1 protein-coding gene is annotated in these 272 nt (G+C 66.2%); it reads right to left on the bottom strand.

The features are described from left to right. Positions 1–73: 73 nt before the first annotated feature. The coding region (locus tag AWJ14_RS22580; protein ID WP_210183566.1) for a hypothetical protein at positions 74–272 on the bottom strand (199 nt) is incomplete at its 5' end.

Raw genomic sequence — 272 nt, 5'->3', positions numbered from 1 at the left:
CCCTTGAGGGGAGGTCGGAGAAGCAAGCGTAGCGCAGCTGATCCGGGTGGGGGTAGGGCGCCTGCGACGAGCCTCAAGCCAGGCCGTCGGCGTTTTCATCCTCGGCAACGACGTTTCGCCACCGGCCGGTATCGTGGGCGGCAACCGCAACCCATGTCCGCATCATGAGCAGGGACGGCGTCGAGGACTGGCCGGATCTGAGCCAGGACGAGGTGGCGGAGCGGCTGCCGAGAGGATCGCGGAAGCCTTCCAGGCCTGAAACAGGATCGAAA

Origin of the sequence: Parahoeflea olei (assembly GCF_001703635.1) — a bacterium.
GTDB lineage: Bacteria > Pseudomonadota > Alphaproteobacteria > Rhizobiales > Rhizobiaceae > Hoeflea > Hoeflea olei.
This window is presented reverse-complemented; position numbering and strand designations above follow the sequence as displayed.